Source organism: Alteromonas sp. LMIT006, assembly GCF_024300645.1.
Classification (GTDB): domain Bacteria; phylum Pseudomonadota; class Gammaproteobacteria; order Enterobacterales; family Alteromonadaceae; genus Opacimonas; species Opacimonas immobilis.
Map to the genome: position 1 here is coordinate 1,288,691 of NZ_CP101291.1, position 17,934 is coordinate 1,306,624.

The 17,934-nt window shown below is 44.3% G+C and carries 17 protein-coding genes; 8 read left to right on the top strand and 9 right to left on the bottom strand.

Annotated features, from left to right (window positions below; all coding sequences use genetic code 11):
• Window position 1: 1 nt before the first annotated feature.
• The gene (locus tag NLG07_RS06020; RefSeq protein ID WP_254854557.1) at window positions 2-784 is read right to left on the bottom strand and encodes a YdcF family protein; all 783 of its coding nucleotides are present in this window, start codon (window positions 782-784) and stop codon (window positions 2-4) included.
• A 74-nt stretch (window positions 785-858) separates the two neighbouring features.
• Here NLG07_RS06020 and NLG07_RS06025 point away from each other — a divergent pair, with 74 nt between their 5' ends.
• The 6 genes from NLG07_RS06025 (at window position 859) to NLG07_RS06050 (ending at window position 5,705) form a co-directional block, all read left to right on the top strand.
• The gene (locus tag NLG07_RS06025) at window positions 859-1,620 is read left to right on the top strand and encodes a serine protease (protein WP_254854558.1); all 762 of its coding nucleotides are present in this window, start codon (window positions 859-861) and stop codon (window positions 1,618-1,620) included.
• Between the two features lie 206 nt (window positions 1,621-1,826).
• Entirely contained in the window at window positions 1,827-2,336 is a 510-nt protein-coding gene (locus NLG07_RS06030) for a hypothetical protein (RefSeq protein ID WP_254854559.1), read from the top strand.
• A gap of 36 nt (window positions 2,337-2,372) precedes the next feature.
• Window positions 2,373-2,621 carry a hypothetical protein gene (locus NLG07_RS06035; RefSeq protein ID WP_254854560.1) on the top strand — a complete coding sequence of 83 codons (249 nt, stop codon included), beginning with the start codon at window positions 2,373-2,375 and terminating at the stop codon, window positions 2,619-2,621.
• A 21-nt stretch (window positions 2,622-2,642) separates the two neighbouring features.
• Complete coding sequence (locus NLG07_RS06040; protein WP_254854561.1) at window positions 2,643-3,515, top strand: HprK-related kinase A; 873 nt, start codon at window positions 2,643-2,645, stop codon at window positions 3,513-3,515.
• Window positions 3,508-4,680: a nucleotidyltransferase family protein gene (locus tag NLG07_RS06045; protein ID WP_254854562.1), complete on the top strand. Its 1,173-nt coding sequence runs from the start codon at window positions 3,508-3,510 to the stop codon at window positions 4,678-4,680. Before NLG07_RS06040 ends, NLG07_RS06045 begins: the two co-directional genes overlap by 8 nt.
• Window positions 4,677-5,705 (top strand): NAD-dependent epimerase, encoded by a 1,029-nt coding sequence (locus tag NLG07_RS06050; RefSeq protein ID WP_254854563.1) that lies wholly within the window; start codon window positions 4,677-4,679, stop codon window positions 5,703-5,705. The genes NLG07_RS06045 and NLG07_RS06050 overlap by 4 nt, the downstream gene beginning before the upstream one ends.
• A gap of 107 nt (window positions 5,706-5,812) precedes the next feature.
• Here the strand turns inward: NLG07_RS06050 and NLG07_RS06055 are convergent, their stop codons facing one another.
• The 3 genes from NLG07_RS06055 to NLG07_RS06065 form a co-directional block, all read right to left on the bottom strand.
• A complete protein-coding gene (locus NLG07_RS06055; RefSeq protein ID WP_254854564.1) occupies window positions 5,813-7,984 on the bottom strand; it encodes a malate synthase G in 2,172 nt (723 codons plus the stop codon).
• A gap of 105 nt (window positions 7,985-8,089) precedes the next feature.
• A complete protein-coding gene (locus tag NLG07_RS06060; RefSeq protein ID WP_254854565.1) occupies window positions 8,090-9,034 on the bottom strand; it encodes a LysR family transcriptional regulator in 945 nt (314 codons plus the stop codon).
• A 171-nt stretch (window positions 9,035-9,205) separates the two neighbouring features.
• Window positions 9,206-10,795, bottom strand: a complete 1,590-nt coding sequence (locus NLG07_RS06065; protein ID WP_254854566.1) for an isocitrate lyase — start codon at window positions 10,793-10,795, stop codon at window positions 9,206-9,208.
• 361 nt (window positions 10,796-11,156) lie between these two features.
• Here NLG07_RS06065 and NLG07_RS06070 point away from each other — a divergent pair, with 361 nt between their 5' ends.
• Window positions 11,157-12,503: an alkaline phosphatase gene (locus NLG07_RS06070; protein WP_254854567.1), complete on the top strand. Its 1,347-nt coding sequence runs from the start codon at window positions 11,157-11,159 to the stop codon at window positions 12,501-12,503.
• A gap of 1 nt (window position 12,504) precedes the next feature.
• Here the strand turns inward: NLG07_RS06070 and NLG07_RS06075 are convergent, their stop codons facing one another.
• The 5 genes from NLG07_RS06075 to NLG07_RS06095 form a co-directional block, all read right to left on the bottom strand.
• Window positions 12,505-13,215 (bottom strand): VC0807 family protein, encoded by a 711-nt coding sequence (locus NLG07_RS06075; protein WP_254854568.1) that lies wholly within the window; start codon window positions 13,213-13,215, stop codon window positions 12,505-12,507.
• A 64-nt stretch (window positions 13,216-13,279) separates the two neighbouring features.
• Window positions 13,280-14,443, bottom strand: coding sequence for a glutathionylspermidine synthase family protein (locus NLG07_RS06080; RefSeq protein WP_254854569.1), 1,164 nt, complete (start codon window positions 14,441-14,443; stop codon window positions 13,280-13,282).
• Between the two features lie 12 nt (window positions 14,444-14,455).
• Window positions 14,456-15,097: a DUF1190 domain-containing protein gene (locus NLG07_RS06085; RefSeq protein WP_254854570.1), complete on the bottom strand. Its 642-nt coding sequence runs from the start codon at window positions 15,095-15,097 to the stop codon at window positions 14,456-14,458.
• A gap of 11 nt (window positions 15,098-15,108) precedes the next feature.
• Window positions 15,109-15,516 carry a DUF350 domain-containing protein gene (locus NLG07_RS06090; RefSeq protein WP_254854571.1) on the bottom strand — a complete coding sequence of 136 codons (408 nt, stop codon included), beginning with the start codon at window positions 15,514-15,516 and terminating at the stop codon, window positions 15,109-15,111.
• Complete coding sequence (locus NLG07_RS06095) at window positions 15,509-16,576, bottom strand: potassium channel protein (RefSeq protein ID WP_254854572.1); 1,068 nt, start codon at window positions 16,574-16,576, stop codon at window positions 15,509-15,511. The genes NLG07_RS06090 and NLG07_RS06095 overlap by 8 nt, the downstream gene beginning before the upstream one ends.
• Window positions 16,577-16,873: 297 nt before the next feature.
• Between NLG07_RS06095 and queA the strand changes: the two genes are divergently transcribed.
• Complete coding sequence (gene queA / locus NLG07_RS06100) at window positions 16,874-17,914, top strand: tRNA preQ1(34) S-adenosylmethionine ribosyltransferase-isomerase QueA (protein ID WP_254854573.1); 1,041 nt, start codon at window positions 16,874-16,876, stop codon at window positions 17,912-17,914.
• The last annotated feature ends 20 nt before the right edge of the window (window positions 17,915-17,934 follow it).

Here is a 17,934-nt window from a genome sequence, read left to right on the forward strand (position 1 = left end):
ATTACGCCGAGAATTTGCGAATTTTTATTGAGATATCGTAGTAAAAATACGAAAGATACTCGTATAACCCCATATACACTCTGTGTAATGAGTCAATGGCAGGGGCATTTATCTGTAGTCTGATTTGTCCACTGGTGAGAAAATCCACCGGAAACAGGATTTTGTTGACCAACCCAAGTTGCGACATCAGTAAATCGATGCGACGCATGTGCGTGGCAGAGGAAACAATGATTGGATTGCCTTCTGAGATATAAGCAAAAGCTTCTTGCAGCTCGGTCTGGGTGTTAAACGGACCCTCTGGGGAACTGGGCACCAGGATAAGGTCTTCCTTAGGGATGCCCCGTGCCATAAAGTATTGTGCAGCAAACTCGTTATAAGGCGTTTGGCTTTGTGCCAAAAACGGCCCCCCGGTTAATATGATGGGTTTTTTGATGTGTTGATATAAAAAATACGCATTACTGAGACGCTGTATGGTTGCTCGGGACCACAAGGCATGTTCGGCTAAGTCACTGTTAGCAAAATAATACCCAGCTAACGGCAGTATGTGAGTCGCCTTGTGCAATCTTGGGTCAGTTAACTCAATAGACGGAGCAGTATGCTCAAGCGGTTTGAGTAACCAGCTGGAAAACGTATATTGGGAGCAGACCAACAACCATGCCACGCTCAACACTGCAAAGCGCTGTGCCAGTACGGTTCTTTTGAAGCCCATCAATACAGCTGCAAACAGTAATCCTAACAAAAACTGATTGATGGGAGAGCACAACGCGATGATGAGACTTTTCACAGATTTCATTTAATTAATAAGCAAACGTACCGAAACAGTCTAGACTAATAGTCAGTTTATTCAAAGGTATGAGTATGAAGAAGTTTGTCTTACTGGTCGCAGTGTTGGTTGTCACCACAATGAGTGTCAGTGCCAATGACTTAGTCCACACAATTAAGACCGTAAAGAACGGGGTGGTGGCAATAGGTCTGCATACTCCACTCGAGTCGAGTGCGCCAGCCATTCGAGGTACTGGGTTTGTGTTTGGCAACGGTCGATACATTGCGACCAATTATCACGTCGTCGCCCAAACGCTCGACCCAAGTATCGTACAAAATTATGTCGCGTTAGCGGGAGAGGGGCGTGCGCCTGTGATGCATAAGTTATCCATTGTTGCGATTCAGCCGGTTCACGATTTGGCGATATTGCAGTTAGAGTCTCCGTTGGCACCCCTTGTGCTCAGTGAAGATGCGTTTTTACCAGAGGGTTCGATGGTGGCATTAACTGGATTTCCAATTGGATCCGTCCTTGGTTTATATCCAGCCACACATCAAGCCATGATCGCAGCAATTACCCCAGATGCAATCCCCTTGCACAACACACAAGGGCTCAGTCAGCGTCTCATCGATAAACTACAAGCGCCTTCTATGGTCTATCAACTGGATGGTACCGCCTATCCGGGCAACAGCGGCAGTCCCTTGTATTCGCCTGTCACCGGCGAAGTGGTTGGGATCATCAACAAAGTCATTGTGAGTGAAGGCAAAGAATCGGCTATCAGTACGCCAACTGGGATCAGTTACGCCATTCCCGTGAAATACCTCAGAGCACTGGCGCAAAAACACAATATTCAAGTGTGAGTCTGAATGAAAACGATAAAAGCAATAACCAAACAACGACTATCGGAAATACTGTCAAAAATTTTGACACTCGTTCGGTCGTGGTTTGAAAATAACTAGTTAGATCAATAGCTTGATTTTCTGGTGTGAAATTTGCAGATTTATAAAAAACCATAAATTAAGTAGTGAACACTGCAGTTTTCTCACTGATGTGAAGGAGTGGAATAATGGAACACAACAACGTCTCGAGACAAGACAACCAAGCAAATGACTCGGTGTCAGCCCGCAGAAAGTTTTTAATTAAAACGTCTACAGGCTTAGGGGCTGCCACAGTCATGGCTGCCTTACCCATTAAGTCAGCTTGGGCAACTGGCGTGGTCAATTCGATTGTTGCCTCTGGCAATGGCTCAGATTTTGCCAATCGTCGCACCGGCATGGATGTGAATTTTTTGAGCGTACAACAGTTGCAAAGCTTAAATTTGGATCCCACCAGTTACGTAGGATACGAGTCTGAAATCAATACAATAAACGCTTCAACGACCCCTATGATGCCTACGGATGCAGAAATGCGCGCAGCATTTGTACTTAACCAACTTCTTGATGGAAGCCATGGTATCAATTATCCTGTGGTGGATCTCAGTGCTGACCCGTCCTTTACGGTGGCAGTTTTTGAAGATAAGATAGCCAATGCATCCGCCATGGACATCCAGATGGCTTATGATGCACTCACGGCGTAAACGCCAAACATTGAATTTGTTTAAAGGAGCTCAAGGATGAGTCAATTATCACATTTTTTACAAGCAGGGGTGCATGTCCACCCTTTTTCAGACCGCAGTGGTACGGTATTGTTTAATGAAAAAACCACACAAATGCTCACCGTGTTTTTTACCCAGGACAAGCTGAATCAAGTCCTGTCAGATTATTCTCAACAAATTCCGTTGTCAGCCGATGAATTATCTATGGTCAAATCGTTAATTCGCCAAGAGTTTATTTATCAAGAACCACTGCAACAGGCGAGCTAAGCAAGCTAAGAGACGCTGACAGTGACAGCAACTTATGATGTATTGATACCGCCGTTTAACTTTCGGGTGCAAACCGATATTGCCTTGGTGGAACAAAACCTCCACACCCTATACGGGCAACAGGTGTTGCCTGAAGGGTCTTTGCCTTTTATCGACTATCATATTGCGGTCCGCCACTCGACGGGCTTGAGACGGTGGTTTCGGCCACAAGCCTCGTTTTTTTGTGACCAACACGAACCGCTTAAGCCTTTGCATCTGAGCCAAGCGTTTGCCATGCTGGAATGGGGGATGAATTGGACCATTGCTGCGCATGAATTGCAGCATGTTATTGTGCACTCAGGGATCTTAGCCAAACACAATCAAGCCATTCTCTTCCCTGCACCTCCTGGATCGGGTAAGAGTACGATGTCGGCGTATTTGGCGTTCAATGGTTGGCGCTTGCTATCAGATGAAATGGCCGTGATCGATCCCGAAACATTTGAAGCAATCCCTTTTGCTAGACCGATTTGCCTTAAAAATAAGAGCATTGATTTGGCGCAGTCGTGGTTCCCTGATGCGCCGTTTTCCACTGTTGCAAAAGACACTCATAAGGGAGATGTTATTCACTTATCAGCACCGCTTAACGAAGACGAGCGTTTTGCTCCAGCGCGAATTAAAGGCATTGTGTTTCCTAAGTACAATCCAGATATCACAGACATACAGATCACCCAACTCAACCAATCTCAAGCCATGCATCAACTTGCGGACAATGCATTTAATTTTTCATTAATGGCACATCGAGGCTTTAAGGCTTTAACGAGTGTGGTGGAGCAAGCGGACAGTTATCATATTGAATATCGGGATGCCGCTGACGTCAAGGCCTTCCTAGAACAAGAAGTATTGGAATATGTCTAAGCTTGGTCAACAAGACTTAATCAGACTCTTCGTCATGCCTGACACCGCACTGGAATATAATGAGACACAGTGGTCGGGTATCGTGCAGTTATTGCGTCATGAAAAACTCCTCGCTCGATATGGTCATCGCTTGGCCGATCATCACCTATTAGAACAATTGCCTTTATCTGTTCAGCATCATTTTAACAACGCGATGGATGTTACCACACGGCATATTCATCAAGTTCATCATACGGTAAAACTCATCCATCGTTTGTTGGGCGAGTCTTATCCGATGATTGTCTTAAAAGGCGCGGCGTATACATTGTTGGGGGATGTCGTTAGCCGAGGGCGTATTTACAGCGATATTGATATTTGGGTGCAACAATCCGATATTGCCGGCGCTGAACAGCAACTCAAGCTGACGGGCTGGTTCAGTGGTGAGATGGATGATTATGATGACCGGTATTATCGAGAATGGGCGCATGAGATCCCGCCAATGTATCACGGTGGTACCGGCGCAGTACTGGATATGCATCATAACATTGTTCCTCCCGTGTCGGGTCGTGCTGTGGATGTGAGTTTTTTTATTCAACACATAGAAGTCACCGCTTCGGGGGTGAAAGTGTTATCACTGCCAGCACGAACACTGCACAGCACGATTCATTTGTTATTCAATGAAGAATGTGAATACGCGTTACGTGATCTGATTGATTTGCTATTGATGTTTGAGCAATTTTCATTGGATGATTGGGATATCTATTGGGCGTTGGCGCAACAAACAGGGTTTGCTCGAGAAAGTGTCATGGCCATCGATTTATGTCAAAACATGTTGAGCCTCTCGGTACCAGAAGCCATAGCAAAACAAGCCGGACGGATACAAAAGAAAGTATCAACACGCGCATTAGTCGCTGTTTATCAACGCATTATTGCCAGTTCTCATCCATTAGTGGCGAGTCGCTTAAGTAAAGTATGTGAAAGATTCATTTGGTTAAGAGGCCATTACTTAAAAATGCCCTGGACATTGTTGCTGTATCATATGATGATGAAAGCCTACCGAAGCACAGCTCAAATAGTACTCGGTAGACATATCTTTACCAAGACCGATCCAGAGTTATTGGGACCTCTTAAGACGGGACAGGATGTAAAATGTTCGCACAAGATGCAAAGGGAGATGCATAGATGAAAATATTAGTCACAGGCGCAGCGGGTTTTATTGGTGCACATGTTGTGCGCGCCTTATTAGAGCGCGGTGATCAGGTTGTGGGGTTAGATAACCTGAATGACTATTATGACCCGCAACTAAAATATGACCGACTTGAGTGGATCAACTCACATCCCAATAGAAATCTGTTTGCCTTTCATAAACTCAATGTGGCCGACCGCGATAGTCTGGCATCTCTTTTTGCCGCTGAGCGATTTGAGCGAGTGATCCACCTTGCCGCGCAAGCAGGTGTACGTTACTCAATTGATAATCCACATGCGTATATTGACAGTAATATCGTCGGGTTTATGAATATTCTGGAAGGATGTCGACACCACCAAGTACATCACCTTGTGTATGCGTCATCCAGTTCGGTTTACGGGGCGAACGAGTCTATGCCGTTTTCGGTCTCGGATAATGTGGATCATCCAGTTTCTTTATATGCAGCAAGCAAAAAAGCCAATGAATTGATGGCGCATACCTATAGTCATTTGTTCGGGTTACCTACCACAGGACTGCGCTTTTTTACCGTTTATGGCCCATGGGGACGTCCTGATATGGCCCCAATAAAGTTTGCTAAAGCTATCTTGGCTGATGCACCAATCAAGGTATATAACTATGGTAATCATCGCCGAGACTTTACGTATATCGACGATATCGTTAACGGCGTTGTGCGCATTTGTGATCATATCGCTACACCTGATCCTGATTGGCAAGGAGATGCACCAAAACCGGCTTCATCCAAAGCACCTTGGCGCGTCTACAACATTGGTGCACAAACCCCAGTGCACTTATTGACTTTCATCGAAACTTTGGAACATGCTCTTGGCAAAACAGCCGACAAACAAATGCTACCCATGCAACCAGGCGATGTACAAGATACGTTTGCTGACGTTGAAGCGCTAGTGAACGCAGTGGATTATCGTCCAGCTGTCGGTGTTGAAGAGGGCGTGGCTCGCTTTATCCGATGGTATCGTAACTATCACAGCGATGCTGCTACCTCCTGATACCCCTACTATTTGAACAAAAAAAGCCCAAGCTAACAAAGATAATATTAGCTTAGGCAAGGTTGGTATGTTTTGCGAATTTGCTTATTAACTAAGCAATTCTAGGTTTATCCACCGTGTAATGCTTTCATCTCACGACGACGTGCATGCAATAATGGTTCAGTATAACCGCTCGGTTGAACGGTACCCAAGATAATCAAATCGCGTGCAGCTTGATAGCCGATAGAATTAGCGAGATCCGGACACATTGGGATATAGTCTGCGTCGTTGGCGTTCTGTTCATCTACCAGTTGTGCCATACGCGCCATGGTTTCATCCACTTGTTCTAACGATACGAGCTTATGTTCCAGCCAGTTAGCAATGTGTTGGGCGGAAATACGAAGGGTTGCACGGTCTTCCATCAAGCCAACATTATTGATGTCAGGCACTTTTGAACAGCCTACGCCTTGATGTACCCAACGTACAACATATCCAAGGATCCCTTGAATGTTATTGTCGAGTTCACGTTGAATTTCATCCGTACTCAAGGTACGGCCAGCTTCCATTAACGGAATATCAAGGATCGTATCAATACCGTCAAAACTTTCGGCTTTCATTTGCTCTTGCAAAGCAAACACATTGATTTGGTGATAATGCAGAGCGTGTAAGGTGGCTGCCGTGGGTGATGGTACCCATGCCGTGTTCGCTCCAGCTTGTGGGTGAGCGACTTTGGCTTCCATCATATTGGCCATTTGATCAGGGATTGGCCACATACCTTTACCAATTTGCGCTTTACCTGACATTTCACATGCTAGACCTGTAGTGACGTTGGCTTTTTCGTATGCACCAATCCAAGGACGTTGCTTGAGTTCGCCTTTTGGCGCAAAGGCGCCGGCTTTCATTGAGGTATGAATTTCATCACCGGTGCGGTCTAAGAAACCAGTATTAATGAAAACGGTACGGAAACGCGCTGCGGCAATACACGCTTGTAAGTTTACTGAAGTACGACGTTCTTCGTCCATGATGCCGATTTTGAGGGTATAGCGTTCAAGACCCAGTGCATCTTCAATGGCATTAAATAAGTCATTGGCAAATGCAACTTCTTCAGGTCCATGCATTTTCGGTTTTACGATATAAATGCTGTTTTCTTTTGAATTTTGGAAAGGCGAGTTGCCTTTGAGGTCATGCATACCGATCAAAGAAGTGATCATTCCATCCATAATGCCTTCTGGGATGGGCTGATCATTGAATAAAATGGCGTCATTTGTCATCAAGTGACCCACGTTACGCACAAACATGAGGCTGCGGCCAGAAAGGGTCAAATTACCGCTGTCAAACGTGGTATAAATACGGTCGGCTTGCATCTTACGAGTAATCGCCTTGCCATTTTTGTTCATTTCGATAGATAGACTACCTTGCATCAGCCCTAACCAGTTTTGATAGACCAAGGTTTTGTCTTCGGCATCCACTGCTGCGACAGAGTCTTCGCAGTCCATAATGGTGGTTAAAGCAGATTCAATCACAATGTCTTTGATGCTGGCAGGATCCGCATCGGCAATGGGATGGTCGGTAGCGAACTGTAACTCAACATGTAAACCGTTATTGCGCAGTAAGATTGCACTTGGGTTGGTCAAACTGCCTTGATATCCGACTACTTGTTGCGGTTGTTGCAAGCTTGTGCTCGAGCCGTCTTTTAATGCTATCGCAAGCTGTCCTTCAGTAATGGTATAAGCGGTCGCATCAGTATGTGAACCGACTTCTAGAGGCGCAATAGTATCGAGGTATTGACGAGCTTGAGCAATGACCTTTTGACCACGTGTGGCATTGTAGCCATTGGTTTTTTCTGCACCATCGTCTTCACTGATCACATCCGTGCCGTAAAGAGCATCATACAAGCTACCCCAACGCGCATTGACTGCGTTCAAAGCGTAGCGAGCGTTGTTAATTGGGACAACCAGCTGAGGACCGGCAAGGGTCGCGATTTCCGCATCAACATTGGCCGTTTCGACACGACTTTCTGAAGGTGCTTCAACGAGATAACCGATTTCTTGTAAGAACGCTTTGTATTGATCAAAATCCGCCTCAGGTTGGCCAACGTGAAAACCATCTATTTGGGCTTGCAGTTGGTCGCGCTTTTCTAATAAAGCCTGATTGCGTGGCACGAAGTTTTCGAGGATTTGTTCGAATGCTGTCCAAAAATGAGCAAAGTCTACGCCTGTGTTGGCGATGGCTTGTTGTTCGATAAATTGGTCGAGTTCGGTTGCTACGGACAATTTGCCGCGGCGGATATATTGCGTCATATTCTGACTCCGGTAGTGGTACTTGCTTTGGCATTAATTATAAAGCAACACTTTATATTCTTAACATTATAAAAATGATGTTAAACATTCACGCTGTGAATGATTTTAATAATTTGCCATATTATCGGCAACTTCTGCAATTAAACGTCTCAACCACATGTGACCAGCGTCATGATGCAGTAGAGCGCTCCATGCCATTTTTAGTGCAATCGGCGGAATATCAAATGGTGGTGCAGTAATTTCAAGTTCTGGATCATCCGCGTAAATGCGAGCGGCGCGAGAAGGCAATGTGGCAATCAAGTTTTGCGTTTTGGCTAACTGCAATGCAGCATGATAGTGGCGAGTAAACACCCGAATGTTACGTTTTTTGCCTAGTTTTGTCAGTTCTGCATCGACCCATCCGAGTTTTTGCACTTCATTGGGATCAATCCCTACACCAATTCCAAATCCGGTCTTACTAACCCATATATGCTTGGCTTTAAGGTAGCTATCGAGATTGAATTTATTGGCAATATCGTTACTTTTGGCGAATACGCATGAAAAATTATCATACCAGATCACTTTTTGATGGAATGATAGGGGTAAGTCATCGAAGCGGTTTATCGCCATATCAACGCGACCTTGCTCGACATCGTGGAACGTCACGTCCGATGGCGTAATCAAATCCAGCGTGATATGAGGCGCTTGTTCGTTGATGGTATCAATCAGTTCGAGTAACAAAGTGGATTCGGCGTAATCAGAGGTCATGATACGGAAAGTACGGGTAGACGTTTCAGGATCAAAATCGGTTTCTGGTTGAATCGAGGTTTCTAGCTGACTGAGTACGTCTCGAATAACCGGTCTGAGTTCTAACGCGCGTTTGGTCGGTGTCATGCCCTCACTCGTACGCACGAGTAATGGATCTTTAAAAAGGTCACGTAGACGTTTTAAACCATTACTCATGGCTGGTTGTGTAATACTGAGCTGGTTGGCTGCTTTGGTTACACTTCCCTCTCTTAGTAACACGTCTAAATAGACTAAGAGATTGAGATCAATCTTGGAAATGTTCATGGTTACGCCTTCTTACTTGCTTAAAATCATTATATAAACTGCCATGCGCTTTGCGATACGCTATTAGTCTAATGAATGAAAGGCGATGTTTATATTTTTATAATCTATAAAAAAGCCCAGTAAAACTGGGCTTTGTGTAGGGTACTAATTCAGTACAAACAATCTAATCAATTAGTCGAACTGATTCATTGTGTTGTCGTCACCAGACGCTTTAAGCGCTTGGTCACCTGAGAAGTATTCTTTGTGTGTATCACCTAGGTCAGAACCAGCCATTGCTTGGTGCTTAACACACGCTAGACCTTGACGGATTTCTTGACGCTGAACACCGCGAACGTATGCCAACATACCTTCGTCACCGAAGTAACCTTTTGCTAAGTTGTCAGTAGACAATGCTGCAGTGTGGTAAGTCGGTAGAGTGATCAAGTGGTGGAAGATACCTGCTTCACGCGCAGCATCTGCTTGGAAAGTACGTACTTTCTCATCCGCTTCAGCAGCGAGTTCAGAGTTATCGTATTCTGCATTCATTAGGTCTGCACGGATGTATGCTGATACATCTTTACCTGCTTCTGACCATGCATCAAATACTTGCTGACGGAAGTTAAGCGTCCAGTTGAATGAAGGAGAGTTGTTGTATACAAGCTTCGCGTTAGGAACAGTCTTACGAATTTCGTTAACCATTTCTGCGATTTGACCAACGTGTGGCTTTTCAGTTTCGATCCAAAGAAGGTCAGCACCATTTTGTAGTGATGTTACACAGTCAAGAACAACACGGTCGATACCAGTGTTTTCTTTGAATTTGTAAAGACCATTAGGAAGACGAACAGGCTTAACTAATTCACCGTTTAATTTCATTACAGTGTCGCCATTCTTAAGCTCATCAACACTGCCTACAGGTGAAGTTTCTAGGAATGCATTGTACTGTTCTGCTAAGTCACCTTCAGAAGTCGATACTGGGATTTTCTGAGTTAGGCCAGCACCTAATGAGTCAGTACGTGCAACGATAACACCGTCATCTACGCCTAGCTCTAAGAATGCGTAACGAACTGCATTGATTTTCGCAAGGAAATCTTCGTGTGGTACGGTAACTTTACCATCTTGGTGACCACATTGCTTCGCGTCAGATACTTGGTTTTCGATTTGGATACAGCACGCACCCGCTTCGATGAATTTCTTAGCAAGTAGGTAAGTCGCTTCTTCGTTACCAAAACCAGCGTCGATGTCTGCAATAATTGGTACAACGTGCGTTTCGAAGTTATCGATCGCTGCTTGTGCAGCTGCAACGTCACCGCCGTTAGCGCGTGCATCGTCTAGCTCTTTGAAAAGGTTACCAAGTTCACGTGCGTCAGCTTGACGTAGGAACGTGTATAATTCTTCGATTAGGTCAGCAACAGACGTTTTTTCGTGCATGGATTGGTCAGGAAGAGGACCAAACTCTGAACGAAGTGCTGCAACCATCCAACCAGAAAGGTAAAGATACTTTTTGTCAGTTGTTTTTTGGTGCTTCTTGATAGCGATCATTTTTTGTTGACCGATGAAGCCGTGCCAGCAACCTAGAGACTGAGTGTACTGTGCAGAATCTGCATCGTACTCAGCCATGTCTTTACGCATAATACCTGCAGTGTACTTAGCGATATCTAAACCGGTTTTGAAACGGTTTTGTAATTTCATGCGAGTCGCATATTCAGGGCTAATTGCATTCCAAGCTTGGTTTTGACCGATAAGCTCAGCAAATGCGTTTTGCGTTTCTTGATAATTAGACATAGTCTTATCCTTTCTTTCAGGTTGATTCGATTGCGAAGACAAGTTGTTGCCTCGCGAACACATATACATCCTAGAAGGTTTATTTTGATAAATACAATCAATGAGTTTCATTGCCATCATTCATATAATGAATGAGATGTAGGTGGGTGGAAGCTTTTTTATTTTGCGCTTAGGTTTGATGGGACATAGCGAATGATCGTCAAAAATCTGGCTGACTATGTATACTGATTATAAAAGCCGTGAATGAGCCTAAGGTATTAGTCAATTGTGCGACATTAGCAATAAAAAATGTCACAACTATGTCATTAATCATTCAGAATCATCGTATATAATAGCCAAAATATTCATAGGGAAAATAACTATGCTAAAAAAGATATTCTTCGCATCGGCAAGTGCCATATTATTTGCTTGCTCATCCACACAGGTGCCTGATACCACTCCTGCCCCAGTCAGTGAGCTCAATCAACCTCTTAACATTATCATGGTGGTAGCAGATGGAATGGGTCCAGCCTTTACTAGTGCGTATAAATATTATCAAGATAATGCTACCACTCCTGAACTAGAAGCTACTTGGTTCGACCGACATCATGTCGGTATGTCTACTACATTTCCGGCGAAAGTCTCTGGCTTAGTCACAGACAGCGCCGCAAGTGCAACGGCATTAGCCGCAGGGGTGAAGAGCTACAATGGTGCAATTGGTATGGACGTGGATAAAATACCCGTTCGTACTGTTTTGCATGCGGCCAAAGCCAAAGGCATGAAAACAGGTTTGGCCGTGACCTCACAGATCGTACATGCGACACCTGCAGCCTATATTGCCCATAACGAATCGCGTCGTAACTATGATGCGATTGCCGATCAGTATTTTGATTTGCGTTATCAAGACGATTTTTGGGTGGATGTCATGTTAGGGGGGGGGACCGCTTATTTTGACCGCGAGGATCGCAATTTAGCTCAGGAGTTCATTGATGCCGGTTATGCCTATGTGACTGAGTATAATGCATTGGCACAAATTGAGGAGCCATCACGTGTGTTGGGTTTATTTGCTGAAAAGGGCTTACCCTGGGCAATAGATGATCCGCAACCTCAACGCTTGCGCACTTTGACTGAGCACGCTTTGAAGCATTTGCAACATGACGAGGGGTTTTTCTTGTTGGTGGAGGCCAGTCAAGTAGACTGGGCCGGACATGCGAATGACATTACCGGTGTGATGGCCGAAATGCAAGATTTGCACGACACCTTGTTGTTACTTGAAGAGTTTCAACGAGTGAACCCAAATACATTGGTCATCTTAACGGCTGACCACTCAACGGGGGGGCTGACCTTAGCGAAGGACGGTGAATACCGCTGGTCACCAGAATATTTACATAATATTCCTGTATCCGTTGAATCTATGGTGCTCACCATGCAAGAAAAAGACATGAATGGTACCGAAAGAGTACAGTATCTCGAGCAGGTGTTGGCGTTTGATTTGACGATTGAGCAAGAAGAAATTGTGGTGCTGATGGATTTATCGCAGGGCTTACGCGCGTTAACCGCGCAAATCAAACCCTTTATCGACACTAAAACCAATACCGGCTGGACCACCACGGGTCATACGGCGATAGATGTTCAAGTTTACGCATCAGGGCCTTATGCAGATAAGTTTGCTGGTCAGCAAGATAATACGGATATTGCGAAAGCGATTTTTGCAATATTAGACAATTAAATCACTGATTGAGGAACGTCTCGACTGGCTTGCCAGTGAGGCGTTTCATTTGTCCAAAGATATACCAAATCGCACCAAATAATAACAACATACTTGGTATAACAATGACTGGGTAACTTAATGCGGTCATGCGCGCAAGCTCTTCAGTGTAAGCGGTGGTACCCGGTTCAGAAACCAATATCCACTTCGCTAAACCATAGTTCAATGCTGATGATAAAAAGAATGAACTTGCTACAATATAGTTACTAATATCGATTTTTTTCTCAAAACTAGCTTCATTGTTGTTGTGTGCTAATGCTTCGCCTAGTTTTGGCCAGTTGATGAGCGTGTCATTCAGCACCAGAATTTTGATCAAGGGTTTTTTCATATAACGGGTGATGAGTACCGCAAGGCCAATAAGCCCAGGAATGGCAGCCTCTTTGATTGCAATATATTCGGCAGGCAGTTTAAGTAAGCTGATCCCACCGGTCAATAACACACTGATGATCCCTAACACCGAGAAAAAATTGACCTTTTTTTCTTTGGCTAATTCAAACAGACCATAACCAAGCGGGAACGCCAATGCCACCGCAATGCTCCACAATGGACCAAGATACTCTTCTTTACTAGCATATGACATGATCATTACAGGAATGATGATGTTAAAGGCAAGGTTACCGAAGAAATTTTGATTTTGTGGTTGGGCGGGTTTGGTATTGGTCGATGCGCTCACTGCGGCCTCTGGAAAATGAAAATAAAAAACTAGTTTGTCGCAAAAAGCTAAGCGATGCAATCCCTTAAACTATGACATGTGGAATAAAGCGTGACATATCCTGTGTGATCATATTTGCATCTTCTCGAATCGATATCCCTGCAGGTAAGTCATCCACAAGCCAGGAGCCAATCAGAGTGTAGTGTTGTTCGAACTTTGGTAATTCGGTAAAAGCCTGATAAATATACCCTTCGTTTCCATAAGGACCATCTGAACTATAAGTTGTTTGTCCATCATTAATAATAATAATATTGGCACCTTCGCGAGAAAAGATCGGTTTTTTGACCCATTTACCGGTATCTATGTTGTTGGCTTCATCAGCAAAATAGGCTGGCAATAGATTAGGGTGATTGGGAAAGAGTTTCCACAGCATAGGCAACAAGGCTTTATTCGAAATAATTGCTTTATAAGCAGGCTCTAGCCAATGCACTTGACTGGAATAAAGGTGCTCAGCAAAGGGATCGGCAAAAATGTTTTCCCATGGATAGAGTTTGAAACAATGCGAAATGACGCGGTCGAGTTTGTCGGTATAAAAGCCCTCAGGTGAGACCCCCATGTCTTCAATAAAAACAAAAAAGTCTCTTAGTCCGGCTTCTGCCGCGCAATCTTGTAAATACTGAACGGTTCCGCGATCTTCGATCGTGTCTTTGCAGCAAGCAAAGTGCATTTGCGACATCTGATAGTACTCACGCAGATTGGCAAAGCGGTGCACAAGTTTCTCTTGTAGTGAATTAAACTGGTCAGTATGAGGAGGCAATATGCCACTTTGAACTTGTTCTTCTAACCACAGCCACTGCCAGAATCCGGTTTCATATAAACTCGTCGGCGTGTCTGCGTTGTTTTCGAGTAATTTGGCGGGGCCTTTGCCATTGTAGGCAAGGTCCATACGGCTATACAAACTGGGCGCTTTATGGATCCAGCTATCGCGTACCAAATCCCACATCGATTCGGGAATACAAAATTGTCGTAAATACTGCTCGTCATGCACGACCGCATCGACTACCGCTAGACACATCTGGTGCAGTTCTGCAGTCGGGTCTTCTATCTCTTGCTCAATTTGTTGGAGTGTAAATTGATAAAAAGCGGATTCATCCCAGTAAGGCTCGCCATACATGGTATGAAAGTGAAAGCCGTATTCGAGTGCTTTAGCTTGCCAGTTTGGACGTTCTGCGCAAGTTTGTCGAATCATTGCGTGCTGAACCTAACCACCAAAACCTCGTGAGCTACTGCGGGTGGCAACGGATTTACCAAATCCACCTCTAGATAAGGTGCGACTCGCAGTTGGTTTGGCTTTGAAATCACTGCCGTATACTTTGGTCGCCGTTCTATGGGTGCCACCAAAGCTTTTGCCAGACGCGTCAAACCATTGATTTCGCAAAGATGAGCGACGCGAATACGAAGTGAATAAAGGTTGAGAATAATAGCGTTTTTTCTTTTTTTTCTTAAAATCGATATCCCAATCATCATCTTGAAACAGCATGCGACTTAGCATAAATCCGGCCATGAAAGGCATAAAGAAAGAGCCGTTTTCGTTGCTAACGTATTCACATCGGTCTTCACCAAATTCAAATTCGCAGTCGCGCTCATTACTGAATCGAGGTGCAGTTCTGACCGCGTCTTCAACCGCGCTTTCATAAGCATATTGGCACTGTTCAAAAAATCCTGGGTTGTTGTCGGTACACTCACCTAGTGAGCGATAGATATCAGCGACTTCGGGTTCTTCACCGCAACCCGATAATAAAACCGCAGCAATTCCTACAGCTAGCGGTTTGACAGCAAATACTTTGCGGTAACGATTAAGCTGGATGGCGCTGCGTTTGGTACTTTTTGAGGACATGGTCATGGTAAGTCCTTTTAGTAAGACATGCAAGCTGCGTTTAGAATACCCACGGCCACAGAAACCAAACCAAGCATGACCCCCGCAGACGTTTCATTGTTTTCAATACGTTCACTAATCATTGGCATGAACGTCAGCTTGAGTATGACAAAAGCCAGAAGCTGAGCAACCAAAGCGACCAACGCCCATACGATAAAATCTATATAAGCAACGGAATTACTTGCAGCACCGCCGACAGCGATCGCAAAACCTACCACAGCGCCACCAAACGCAACCGCAGCAGCGGTATTTTGTTGTTCTTTGATAAGTTGCCACTCATTATGGGGGGTCACAAAGGCGTAGATAATTTTAAATAAAAACAACAAGGCAATGGCAGAACCAAAATACAGTGCAAAATTACCTGTGCTGGTCAATAAATCAAGCATTATGAATTCCTTCTACAAAAGCATGCCACTGCATGTCATTAATACGACTGCGAGCGATATAAAAAACGCGGTCGCCTGGGTGAATTTGAGTGTCAAAACTTGGGTTAACGATGATGTGTTGCTTGTCATCTGCTTTAGCATAGCCGATAAAAATGGCATCGTGGATGTGTTTTATTTGGATAAATATATCCGACACTTCAATACAGCCAACATCTTGAGGCACTATGGTTGAGTACTGTTCATGCCCATCAGCGACACTTAACAAATCGTGATGCAGCAACGATGAACCTGGATCAAAGGCGGACTTGGCCAGCATTTCAACCGCTACCGATGGGGTGCATTCGACATTAGGACAATGCTGTTGTAACAAACTCACCAAAGATTCGTCATTAAAGTATGCAACTATATGAGCATTGGGATTGTGCTTTGAACAAAATAGCGCAGTCGTCATGGTAATGTCATCATGTGGATTATCAATCAAGATGGTTTTGGCACTATTGACATTTGCTTTGTTCATATCTTCTTCACGGTTAAAAGATGACACGCGAACAAATTCAATTTCACCTGGCATAGGGTTTTCAATATCGGCTTTGACACACAGTACAATGTCGACTTTTTCGGTACTTTGTTGACGTTCTTTAAGCAGTAATTGCAACAATTGAATGGTGCGTTCATCGTTCCAACCTAAGATCAAAATATGTTGTTCGTTCATGATGCTCTTTAGTCCTCTAATATCCAGTTGCCATTGTCTGCTTAGCCAAGCGGCGATTCGTCCGATTACCAAAGCAAAAAGCGACAGTCCCACCGGAATCACAAATAAACTGACGACCCATTTGCCTGCATCCGTGGTTGGCGAAAAATCACCGTATCCGACGGTCGATGTTGTGACAATAATGTAGTACACAAAATCCGTTGGCGAAGTAACACTGATTTCCCCCACGGCATATAGTAGTGCCCATGTGGTCACAACATAACCAAGCAACACCAAAGCGATATTAGTGCCACTGGCGTGATTGAAGTATTTTACAAAGGAGCGTTTGACTTTTTGCCAGAGAGTCATGTGTTTGATTAATAATTAAAATGTGAATTTAGTCTACGAAGTTGCGAACCAAAAATCCACCGCAAAATGTAAGAAAGCATGACCATTGCGTTTAATACAAAAAGCCCACTTCAGTGAGATGGGCAAATCGGCTTTTGGAGCAGACACACTAAATCACTGTGTTACACTAACTCTAGTCGGTTCCCCCAAATTCTGATGTGCGACTTTTTACACCTAGGTATATCAATCAATACCGACAGTTTTACTTGCCTTGTATGCCGACCAAAGTACAATATCGGCAAATTTCTGAGGTAGCGTATGAAAACATCTGATTTTGGCTTTGATTTACCAGAGCATTTGATTGCCAAGTATCCCACAGCAGACCGAACAGCGTCTAGGTTACTTCATTTAAATGGTAAAACAGGGGCGGTAGCAGACTATCGATTCCCACAAATGTTGGAGTTTGTGGAAGAAGGTGATTTACTCATTTTTAACGACACACGAGTCATCCCTGCGCGCTTGCTAGGGCAAAAAAGCTCAGGTGGAAAAGTCGAAGTATTGGTCGAAAGAATGCTTGACGATAATCGAGTATTAGCACATGTTCGAGCCAGTAAAGCCCCTAAAGTCGGTGCCATGTTGCGCTTAGAAAACGCGCTTGATGTCGAGATGCTGGGACGTGATGGTGCGCTGTTTGAGCTCAAATTCTTAACCGACATGAGCGTGTTAGAATGCCTTGAGCAATATGGACATATTCCACTACCCCCTTATATTGACCGTCCAGACGAAGATTCAGATAAGGAGCGTTATCAAACTGTCTATAACAACAAGCCAGGAGCTGTGGCTGCCCCTACTGCGGGTCTACACTTTGATGACGATCTATTAGCTAAACTAAAAGAGAAAGGTGTGCAAGTTGGCTTTGTCACCTTGCATGTGGGAGCAGGCACCTTCCAACCAGTCAAAGTGGATAATGTTGAAGAACACACTATGCACGCTGAATATGCGGAAGTCTCAGAAGCGATTGTGGCACAAATCAAAGCAACAAAAGCTGCGGGAAAACGAGTCATTGCAGTGGGAACAACTTCGATGCGCTCGGTGGAAACAGCAGCCAAAAAAGGCGATGAGACAGGTGAGTTACTGGTGCCTTTTTACGATGATACTGAAATTTTCATTTATCCGGGGTTTGAATTTAAAGTATTTGATGCGATGTTCACCAATTTTCATTTGCCAGAATCCACTTTGATGATGTTGATCAGTGCTTTTGCAGGCAAGGAATATGTTATGAATGCGTATCAGCACGCTATTCGCAATGAGTATCGGTTCTTTAGTTACGGTGATTCGATGTTTATCGAACGTGCTTAGTTTGATAGACTATGCGCCAT